Source organism: Candidatus Jordarchaeum sp., from assembly GCF_052745115.1.
The window spans coordinates 1-9,459 of the sequence record NZ_JBRAKS010000146.1 but is presented as its reverse complement, the minus strand read 5'-3'; the positions used below and the strand labels follow the sequence as shown (position 1 = coordinate 9,459).

The following is a 9,459-nucleotide window of genomic DNA, read 5'->3' as shown; positions in this document are numbered from 1 at the left end:
TTCTTTCCGGGGAAACTTGTTGAGCAAAACACAAGCATATATTTCCCGTATACGGTAAAAAAAGAAAAATCCCTCGAAAAATGGGAGAAAAAATATCCAAACTCTCTTTTTACTTTATAATTTTTTCAATATTGAATGCTTGTGCTAGGTTTTTGTGAAGTGATCCAGTGTGAATTCTGGTTTATCCTTTATGGATTTCTGTTTTTTTGTGGTTTTGGTTTTTTTCTCTGGTTTTTCTTCTTTCTCTTCTTCTCTTGCTTCTTCTTTAATTTCTTCCTTTCGGGTTTGTCTTGGTTTTTCGGGTTCTGGTTGAGGTTTGGTGGGTTTTTCCTTTACTTTTTCTCTTTGTGGTTTGGGTGCTTTTTCTTGTGTTTGCGGGTCTACTTCGTTATATTCTATTTTACTTTTAATTGGGTATGGTTCGACATCTTTGAACTCTTTTTGCTCAATTTTTTTCTCAAGTTTGTGGAGTGGAGGGAATTGGCTTATTTCTTTAAGAATTAGGGTTTCATTTTTCTTTTCAAGGATATTTTCTTTTAGAGCTAGGGTAAGTATTTTCTGGGCTATTGATGGAGGTATTTCTTTATGTATTGCCCAATTGAAGGAGAGGTAAAAAATCCAACTACTGGGGCTAAGGTGTTCTTTTCCTGACAACTGGAAAGGAATCTGTGAGAGAAATGTTAGGTCTTTTCTTTCAATTAGCATCTCTTTCATCCAAAAATTACTGGTTTTAATGTTTTAGTAGACAAACAATATACAAATATTTTAAATTATCCTTTTAGCTCATTATTAAAACTGGAGTGTAATTTTCCTCCACGTTTTATTTCTGCTTCCATTTCATGAAAGAATTTATGCATGATACCGCCTAGAAGAATTTGGCTTTTTCTGATATATTATATTCTGTACACCCTCCCCCTTTTTCTAACAATTAATGAACTTGTTAAAAACTTTTAAAAATAGATAAAAAACCATTTTTGGGCAAGTCTCTCTTTTCAATTATCAAATTTTAGTAATTACGTTGATTATTATTTTTGTAGGTCTTACTTTAGGCTAGCCACCATTAAAGCCATGGCGTAGGCAGGGGCTCTCTCTGCCCCTTTTTCACCAATAATCTGTCCCAAATCAATAATTTCTTTAAAACCTGCTTCCAGAGCGGCTCTACGAGCCAAGAAATTTCTTCCGAGCCCGGTTACCATCACTCTTTCAATCGCAGTATTATTGGCGGCAACTTGAATTAAAGCCTCTTTTATCTGAGCTAATTGACATTGGTAAATGTGTTGAGCCATCTCATAAATCTCATTTTTATGAAGTATATCGGTGTCTGCACAAACCATTCGAGCTAATCGAGCCAAACAGTTATCAACAGTTTTACCTCTCCCATCTGCTGTTTCACAAGAGTACTCTTCCTCACTGATATTATTAAGAAGCAGGTGCACATCAGCTACGAGAGCGAATTTTTCCGATGAAACCCTACAATTCTTTCCCCAAACCGGGATGCTGTGCACAATTGATGGTATCGTGGTTCTCAATACACCACTATATACAAGTTCTCCTGATATTAATCGTTCAGTATCTGTTTTCCCTAACGTCTCCGGTTTCCCCTCTACTATAGGTATAATATCTGTAGTTGTACTTCCCACATCAACTAAAATACAATTACTAACATGGCGTCCAACCATCCAAGCAGTTGCGGCCCAATTAGCCGCGGCAACCCTTAGAGGCTGTTTCCTTGCTTCACCCAGGGATAAAAGATTAGTATCAACATCAACCACCCAGACGCTAGTTTCGGGAAACACCTCTTCCACTGAATCTAAAATATGGTTTACCCCCTCACGCTTAGTTTGATAAGCATCTGAGAGCTCCGCAGTCATAGTTACTCCTACTGAACGGAGACTACTGCCTTTACACAGATCATTTTTAACTCGAATTAAAAGTTGTGGTAGTTCCGGAAGTGAGTGCTCCCAAATCGGGAAATATTCCGAACGGGACTCATAACTATCCACTGTTTTCCCGGAGCTTATGTGCAACGCTACAGCTTTAGTGTTTACGCCTCCTATATCCCAGCCTAAAAAGAGCAAAACCAAACCACCCATTTTTTGCTTTATTTTATTAACCCTTCTCTCTTTGCCATTTCTATTAAACCAGTTGGGGCAGTCAATCCCTTTTCATCCATTATGTCTGTGACCCTGATGAGAACTCGGCCCCAATTATTGATTGCTTCTTCTCCGAATTTACTTGTTTTTTTATCTTCCTCGCTGTCTGTGAGTTTATTTAGGGACCATTTTAGTATACTTGCTAGATCAAAGCAGGCTTCTGCGACTCCTGAGGCTCTTCCCAGAAATGCGCGGGCATCCTCTAAATCCTTGGAAAAAAGGGCGGCTGCTATGAAAGACTCTACTGTAGAGTTGAGGGCTTGGCAAGCGTGAGCGAAGGCTCTTATTGTAATGAGCAGGCACTCCCTACTATTTGTTGTTCCCAGTATTTCCTGAATATTTCCTGCACTTAGATTGCGTTGAATTATGCGGCCCTCGGTAAACTTCTGGAATGCCCCCTTTGCGTCTCCTTTGCTCATAGCCTCCTCTGCTTCACTGATGGTTTTCATGAAGAGAGCATTTCCCTTCGTGCTTAAATCCATTTATTTGCCTCCAATTGTTAAACTATCAGAAGAAAGATTAACCGAAATCGCTATAACTCTTACTATTCTAATCCCCGAGCTTTTATTTTTTTAATTCATTTATAATCCTTTTTTTCATTTTTTCCATCTTTAACTTTGCGAGTTCCTCGTTTTTGGAGTGCGCTACCAGCATAAAGTGATTTTTTCCCTTAACAGGAAATGGCGGAGATGCTACCCCTTCAAGCTTTGCAATCCTTTTGAAAATATTCTCCTCAATTTTTAGAGAACGCGGAAGATCCACTTTTTTAAAGTATGCACATCCCTTAATGTTAACCTTTGAAGGTAAAACTCTACTCATAATTGCTTTGTATATCATGTCTGCAACGTTTTGCCCGAGAACCCTTCGCAATCCTAAATAAGAGGTCGTGAGCCGCGGATTAACCTCCAGAATAGTTACATCATCTTGGGAAAGAATGAGATCCACCCCCACATATCCCTGTAAGCCTTCGATGTTTTCAATCAGATTTTTAGTAGCCTCAAACGCTCTTTCTTTTAATCTATGTTTTAAGGGAACGTATCCCCCCTCATATTTGGACTCCTTGTCAGGAGACATCATCTTCATGGATTGGAAGTTTAGACTTAGGGGAAAAGCTTTTTCTCCATTAGAAATTAAGCTAACACTAGCATCTATACCTTCCACGTATTCTTCTAAAATAAAATTATTATTTTTACTCACTTTACGAATTTTTTCTATGGCCTGGGGGATTTCCTCACGCTCACCTACAAGACTCATGCCCTCGCTCCCAGCACCATCCAAAACCTTAAACACCACTGGATAACCAATATCCCGAACAATTTTCTCCACACTCGCAGTAGAACTATGGGTTTTTAAGAGTCTATGTTTTGGGACTTTTAATCCAAGTTTTTTCGCTACTTCCAGAAGCTTGCTCTTATTGGTGGTTAATTCTATCGCAGAGGGAAGAGGACCAAAAAGCTTAGTACCAGCCTTAACCACCTCAGTGGCTAGTGAGTGAAGGATACTATCCGTTTCAGGCGCTATTAAGAATGTGGCATCAACCACACCCACCATCTCTCGAAAGAACGATAAATCCGAACTATAAACAACTTTGACTCGGTGTGCTCTTAAAGGGGGATCAAACTGTGCGATTCGATGGTCGAGTGTTGTATACACCTCAAGACCCACTTTTCTGAAATCCTCAATAATGCAGCGAAGCATAGCATAGGCTTCACCTATCAAGCCTGAGATCTCTCCTTCAACAAAACCGCCGCCGGAAAAAAATTCAAAAACCAGTAATTTCAACTCAACCACCAGAATTATGCTTCCAAGTTATCCATAAGAATCTAAACGAATTCCTTCTCACTCTAATAACAACACGAAGTTTTTTAAATCCAAACATATGATTCAAACTTAAAAACCTACCACATCTCTAACCCTTTCAAGAACACAATTGAACTATCCAAAAATTCTCACTCCTATAAATAATGGTGTTTAGTATGAGAGTAATACCAGTAATAGATGTATTAAAGGGAAAGGCTGTTCAGGCCATAAGGGGAGAACGGCAGAAATATCAACCAATAAAAACAGCTCTAGCACCCTCCTCCGAACCTACAGAAATTGCCCTAGCATTCCAGGAGATTTACGGTTTTAGTGAAATGTACGTTGCGGATTTAGATGCCATACAGGGGGTAGGCTCAAACTTTGAGGTGATTAAAAAAATTTCTAATAGTACTGACTTGAAACTTATTATTGATGCGGGAATAAACAATCCTAAGGACACGATGCGAACTTTAGAAGCTGGTGCGGAAAAAGTTGTTATAGCCACAGAAACATTGGATTCAATCAAACAGTTGGAAGAGTGTATAAAGGCGGTGGGGGGGCAAAAGATTGTAGGAAGCCTTGATTACAAGGAGGGAAGAATTCTCACAAAATCTGGAGAGTTAATGAAATTAAAACCGATTCAGGTCGCAGAAATATTCGAGAAGAAGGGAGCCTGCGAGATTATCTTCTTAGAGCTTTCCAAGGTAGGCACCCTCCAAGGATTAGAAACTGGAACGCTAAAAGAATTAATACAGGCAGTCAGGATACCGGTCTTAACTGGCGGGGGAATCGAAAGTGTGCGTGAAATAATCGGTTTACAAAATCTCGGAATTGCCGGTGTGCTTGTCGCCACAGCACTCCACAAGGGGAAAATCCGCCCTGATGATCTTCAAAATTTGTCATAAAAATTAAAATTGGAATATTTCAAAGGTGATATGTTTACTATTATTGAATTTGCAGAACTCAGGTAACTGTGTGTTTTGATGAATCACATGTTAATATGGATTTTGGCGGTATGCTTATTAGAATGTGTACAATTTATATAATTGGTGTACAAAATGAGCGAGAAGACCATGTCTGCGAGGTTTGACCCTGAGCTATATGAGGAGATTCTAGAGTATGCCCAGGAGAAAGGAATACCTAAGACGAGGGCGCTTAGAGAGTTGACAAAAGAGGGGGTGAAGAAGTGGAGGCTAACAAAGGCTTTATCCCTTTATAAAGATGGGAAAATAACGATTTGGAAGGCGTCGCGAATAGCAAGAATTCCCCTCTCAAAAATGGTAGAGATTGCAGCCTCCGAAAAGATACCTATTCACTTCTCAGAGGAGGATTTGGAAAGGGATTTTAAAGCCGTATTCGGTGAAACCTTTTGAAAGTAGTTCTCAACGCTAGTCCCCTTATTTATCTTGGAAAAAAGAGAAGGATTGATATTCTGGGGCTTGTGTTTGAAAAGATTATTATTCCTCCAGAGGTGGAAGAGGAAATAATGAAAATCGCCAATAGTCCTGAAGCTATACAGTTGCGAGAAGCCATCAAAGAGGGATGGATAACAGTGGAAAAGGCTTCCGAAGACCAAGCGGCGCAGGTTGCAAGGTTGTTTCCAGAGATAGATGAGGGAGAAGCCGCTGTGATAGCATTAGCAATTGAGCAGCAGACAGAAAGTGTTGTGATAGATGATGCTGAAGCGAGAGTAGCTGCCAAATACTTTAGGCTGAAGGTTTATGGTACTCTATACATTCTTCTAGAGGCACTTAAACGCAAAATTCTAAAATCCAAAACTGAGGTAAGAAGCATAGTAGACAATATGCTGAGAAGAGGCTTTTACCTCTCCACAGAAATCTATGCAAGATTTCTATACCTCTTAGACAAAATCAGATGAATCTAGGGTATATGCAGTCTCCATCAGTTGGTCTCCTAAATTTAAAGAAAGTTTTTTTAAAGTGTAAGGATAACTATAGGGACATGACCGAATGTTTATTCTGTAAAATACTCAGAGGAGAGGTAGAGTCTAAAAAGGTCTACGAGGATGAAAACAACATAGCCATCCTCGACATCAATCCTCGGATGCACGAGTGTCAAGTGTTGGTTATCCCTAAAACACACGTTGAACAATTCTACGAGCTAAACGACGAAGAAAATGCCAGTCTATTCAAAGCCGTCAAAGAAGTAGCATTAATGATTAACAAAGCCTATAATCCAGATTTCGTATCGCTCTTTAGTCGAGGAATGGGGGTTCCCCACGCCCACATCCTTGTGAGTCCAGCCTGGCGAAACGATATAATACTGACCGGATTTATGCTAAATCGGATGAACATCTTTTTTAACGCAGGTGTTTCATCACAAAAACTGGATATTATAGTTGAGAGACTAAGGAATGCTAAATAGTTAACAGAGCAAAACCAAATACATAAAATCCAAACCCGAAAGGCTAAAAAAAGTTAATGAAAAAAGAGGGATTTCAACCCCGTTCCCAAATAGTTTTATATCATGGAGTAACCGCCACTTACGCTGAGCGTTTGACCTGTTACCCAGCTTGTAACATCCGATACCAGGAAAGTCACCGCGTTTGCTATGTCCTCTGGTTCTCCTAATCTGCGAATGGCGTAAGCTTTCAACATTTTTTTAACCACTTCTTCGTTAGAAACTAGGAGTTCAACTAGTGGGGTTTTTGTTGTTCCGGGGCAAACCACATTTACGTTTATCATGTATCGTCCTAGCTCTTTGGCTAGTGCCTTTGAGAAGCCGATGATGAATGCCTTAGCTCCCGAATACACTGCAAAGTAGGGTTCTCCAACTCTTCCTGCGTCTGAGCCTATACTTACTATTTTTCCGTATTTCCTCTCAATCATATTAGGAATTACTGCCTTACAACAGTTGAGGACTCCAAAAACATTTACGTTTATATCTGGATTCCAGGTTTTTCTGTCCAAGTCGGCAAAAAGTCCATAGGCACCTACCCCAGCGTTGTTAACTAGGATATCGATTTGTCCAAACTCCTTCAAAGTATTATCCACCATGCTTTTAACCGCTTCCCAATTGGTAATATCTACTTTAGCCTCAAGGGCTTTAACGCCGTGAGATCGTACTTCGTTGGCAACACTCTTGATCTTTCCTTCCTCAAGATCGTTTATTACAACGTTTGCACCCTCTTTTGCAAGGTTCAAAGCAATCTGCCTTCCGATTCCACTACCAGAACCAGTAATTATCGCTACCTTTCCTTTCAAGCCCAAATCCAAAATCATCACATCCAATAATTTTCTTCGAATACAGATTAACAATGAAACTTCTTTAACTATATTAAATTAATTATTATAAATCATCGTGTAATTCCACCTATCTTGGAGTTTAGTTTTCCAATAATTTCTTCCGCCTCTCTGATTATCCTTCCTATTAACTCTTTAACTGAGACTATGTCATCTATTAGGCCCGTTACTTGTCCCGCTGCCATGAAACCCTTCTCCAGATTTCCCTCAATAGTATTCTTCACGCCCTCCCACGCGTAGTTGAAGGTGTCCTCACCTCGGTTCATCATTTCTTGCAGTGTGAGCGAGAACTCACTTTTCAACTGTCTGCAGGGCCCGTAGGGCATAATTGTTATCAGAGTATCCCTCTCAGAAGCCCTTAAAATACTATCCTTGTAATCCTGATGAATATCACACTCCTCAGTAGCAATGAACCTCGTACCCATCTGAATACCCACTGCACCCAGTGCTAATGCAGCTACTAGTCCTGCTCCATCACAGAATCCTCCAGCTGCGATTACCGGCGTTTTCACCGTTTTTACCACTCCCCTCAACAACACTAATGTAGTTATAGGATAGTTGTAACTTACCACGCCTCCGCCCTCGGTTCCTGAGGCGATTATAAAGTCAACTCCCGCTTTTTCAGCTGTTTTAGCATGCTGGATCGTGGGAACAATATGTATGCACTTGAGCCCGGCGTCTTGAATAGATTTGATTAATATTGCCGGATCACCCGCAGAGGTTACAATAGCCTTCAATTTTTTCCGAGTCCCTGAATTAGACTCCAACTCTTCAATCACCACACCCAAATAGTCTTCCGCTATCGGTATAGCATGCTTGAGCGTGGGAATGTTAACTGCGAAAACAGCGTCCGATGAGGTGGAACTGGTTATCTCTCTAATGATTCTTCGGAGCCCCTCTTTATGGTCAATCTCTTTAGAGAGTCCCACTTTTTGGAATGTGAATCCAGCAGTGGTGAGTGTACCGAGTCCTCCTGCGTTGGAAACCGCGGTGGCTAATTTCACGGTAGTGTAGGGTCCCATTGCACCCTGAATAACCGGGTACTTAATGCCAAGTGAGTCACAAAGCTCGGTTTTCAACAATTTTAAACCTCCAGAAAACTAAATAATCATATCTTTTCATTTCAGTAACGCTCATTTTAAAGAGTGTAATCTTAAGTACTTTTTGGGCTACTTGCATTCACCCTTTGAGAAGCTTTTTGATTATTTAGATTATTTATTTACAATTTTCCTACCCAAAGACTTTTTATTAAGATAATAAGAAACTAGTAACATCAAAATTAATAGCTGGTGAAAGCTTGAAAATACTGGGAATAGTTGGTAGTTACCGCAAATTCGGAAACACAGATGTGCTGGTCAGAGAAGCACTGATGAGCGCATCTGAAATGGGCGCAGAAGTAGAAATGCTCCGACTCACAGATCTTACCATTAAACCCTGCAAGGGATGCATGGCCTGTGTCTTTAAAAACGCCGATTGTAGAATAGAGGATGACTCAAACTTCTTCTTCTCGAAACTTTTCGAAGCTGATGGAATAATTCTAGGATCACCAATCTACATCTTTGGACCCGTAGGCACAATTAAAATGATTCAAGACCGATTCTTACAGATTTCCACAAAAATAGATAAACTCGCAAATAAAGTAGGAGCCATAATTGCCATTGGAGGAGCTCCGGGAGCTGAAGGAACCATTATGCCCGGGCTCGCCAGTTTCTTCGGATTCTTGGGAATCCCGGTTGTGGATCAAATGCTGGTTTACTCCCATGGTCCAGGCGAGATTCTACTCCACGAGAACGCCGTTGAAAAGGCAAACCAGATAGGAAGAGAACTCGTGGAAGCCCTTCAAGACGACCAGGCCAAAGCTAAATATACGGAAGGGTCGGGTGTTTGTCCAATTTGTCACCAAAACTTCCTAGTCTTAAAAGATGGAGTCTTAGAGTGCGGTCTCTGCCACATCAAAGCAACCCCAAAAATAGAGAGTGGCAAACTCATTCTAGAATTCGGCAAAACAGAATTGAAGAAAGGGGAAGAGATACAAGAAGCAATCGCAGATCACATCGAAAACCTCTCCGAAACCGGAGTAAAGTACATTAAGCTCAAGGATGAGATCGACAAAAGAAAAGAAAAGTACAAAAACTTTGAGATAAAGGAGGCAAAACCCTAGCAAGAGATAAGGCTAATTGTAGAAATCATAGACATTTGTCACCCCCTCTTTAAATTTCTTTTCCGAGTTTAGAGGGAAGGTG

Annotated in this window: 11 protein-coding genes; 5 read left to right on the top strand and 6 right to left on the bottom strand. The window is 40.4% G+C overall.

All coding sequences use genetic code 11. The features are described 5' to 3' along the window. Positions 1-144 precede the first annotated feature (144 nt). From ACUVXA_RS11385 to ACUVXA_RS11370, 4 genes are all read right to left on the bottom strand, one after another. Entirely contained in the window at positions 145-705 is a 561-nt protein-coding gene (locus tag ACUVXA_RS11385; RefSeq protein WP_445871385.1) for a hypothetical protein, read from the bottom strand. A 335-nt stretch (positions 706-1,040) separates the two neighbouring features. Continuing rightward, positions 1,041-2,078, bottom strand: coding sequence for a hydantoinase/oxoprolinase family protein (locus ACUVXA_RS11380; RefSeq protein ID WP_445871384.1), 1,038 nt, complete (start codon positions 2,076-2,078; stop codon positions 1,041-1,043). Between the two features lie 23 nt (positions 2,079-2,101). Then, positions 2,102-2,635, bottom strand: coding sequence for a hypothetical protein (locus ACUVXA_RS11375; protein ID WP_445871383.1), 534 nt, complete (start codon positions 2,633-2,635; stop codon positions 2,102-2,104). 82 nt (positions 2,636-2,717) lie between these two features. Continuing rightward, positions 2,718-3,935 carry an ATP-grasp domain-containing protein gene (locus ACUVXA_RS11370; RefSeq protein ID WP_445871382.1) on the bottom strand — a complete coding sequence of 406 codons (1,218 nt, stop codon included), beginning with the start codon at positions 3,933-3,935 and terminating at the stop codon, positions 2,718-2,720. Between the two features lie 194 nt (positions 3,936-4,129). Here ACUVXA_RS11370 and ACUVXA_RS11365 point away from each other — a divergent pair, with 194 nt between their 5' ends. The 4 genes from ACUVXA_RS11365 to ACUVXA_RS11350 all read left to right on the top strand — a co-directional run bounded on the left by ACUVXA_RS11365 (position 4,130) and on the right by ACUVXA_RS11350 (position 6,338). Continuing rightward, positions 4,130-4,858, top strand: a complete 729-nt coding sequence (locus ACUVXA_RS11365) for a HisA/HisF-related TIM barrel protein (RefSeq protein ID WP_445871381.1) — start codon at positions 4,130-4,132, stop codon at positions 4,856-4,858. A 153-nt stretch (positions 4,859-5,011) separates the two neighbouring features. Continuing rightward, complete coding sequence (locus ACUVXA_RS11360) at positions 5,012-5,326, top strand: UPF0175 family protein (protein ID WP_445871380.1); 315 nt, start codon at positions 5,012-5,014, stop codon at positions 5,324-5,326. Beyond that, the gene (locus ACUVXA_RS11355; RefSeq protein WP_445871379.1) at positions 5,323-5,832 is read left to right on the top strand and encodes a DUF3368 domain-containing protein; all 510 of its coding nucleotides are present in this window, start codon (positions 5,323-5,325) and stop codon (positions 5,830-5,832) included. Before ACUVXA_RS11360 ends, ACUVXA_RS11355 begins: the two co-directional genes overlap by 4 nt. 83 nt (positions 5,833-5,915) lie before the next feature. After that, positions 5,916-6,338 carry an HIT family protein gene (locus ACUVXA_RS11350; protein WP_445871378.1) on the top strand — a complete coding sequence of 141 codons (423 nt, stop codon included), beginning with the start codon at positions 5,916-5,918 and terminating at the stop codon, positions 6,336-6,338. Between the two features lie 95 nt (positions 6,339-6,433). On the opposite strand, the gene ACUVXA_RS11345 is transcribed toward ACUVXA_RS11350, so the two are convergent. Both ACUVXA_RS11345 and ACUVXA_RS11340 read right to left on the bottom strand, forming a co-directional pair. Further along, entirely contained in the window at positions 6,434-7,189 is a 756-nt protein-coding gene (locus tag ACUVXA_RS11345; protein WP_445871377.1) for an SDR family NAD(P)-dependent oxidoreductase, read from the bottom strand. Positions 7,190-7,269: 80 nt separating this feature from the next. Beyond that, positions 7,270-8,298 carry an NAD(P)H-dependent flavin oxidoreductase gene (locus ACUVXA_RS11340; RefSeq protein ID WP_445871376.1) on the bottom strand — a complete coding sequence of 343 codons (1,029 nt, stop codon included), beginning with the start codon at positions 8,296-8,298 and terminating at the stop codon, positions 7,270-7,272. 215 nt (positions 8,299-8,513) lie between these two features. Here ACUVXA_RS11340 and ACUVXA_RS11335 point away from each other — a divergent pair, with 215 nt between their 5' ends. Beyond that, positions 8,514-9,377 (top strand): flavodoxin family protein, encoded by an 864-nt coding sequence (locus ACUVXA_RS11335; protein WP_445871375.1) that lies wholly within the window; start codon positions 8,514-8,516, stop codon positions 9,375-9,377. Positions 9,378-9,459: the final 82 nt, after the last annotated feature.

Bases quoted from the DNA above. Each gene is read 5' to 3' on its own strand.
- ACUVXA_RS11385 (WP_445871385.1), bottom strand. From the start codon at position 705: ATGCTAATTGAAAGAAAAGACCTAACATTTCTCTCACAGATTCCTTTC.
- ACUVXA_RS11375 (WP_445871383.1), bottom strand. From the start codon at position 2,635: ATGGATTTAAGCACGAAGGGAAATGCTCTCTTCATGAAAACCATCAGT.
- ACUVXA_RS11365 (WP_445871381.1), top strand. From the start codon at position 4,130: ATGAGAGTAATACCAGTAATAGATGTATTAAAGGGAAAGGCTGTTCAG.
- ACUVXA_RS11360 (WP_445871380.1), top strand. From the start codon at position 5,012: ATGAGCGAGAAGACCATGTCTGCGAGGTTTGACCCTGAGCTATATGAG.
- ACUVXA_RS11350 (WP_445871378.1), top strand. From the start codon at position 5,916: ATGACCGAATGTTTATTCTGTAAAATACTCAGAGGAGAGGTAGAGTCT.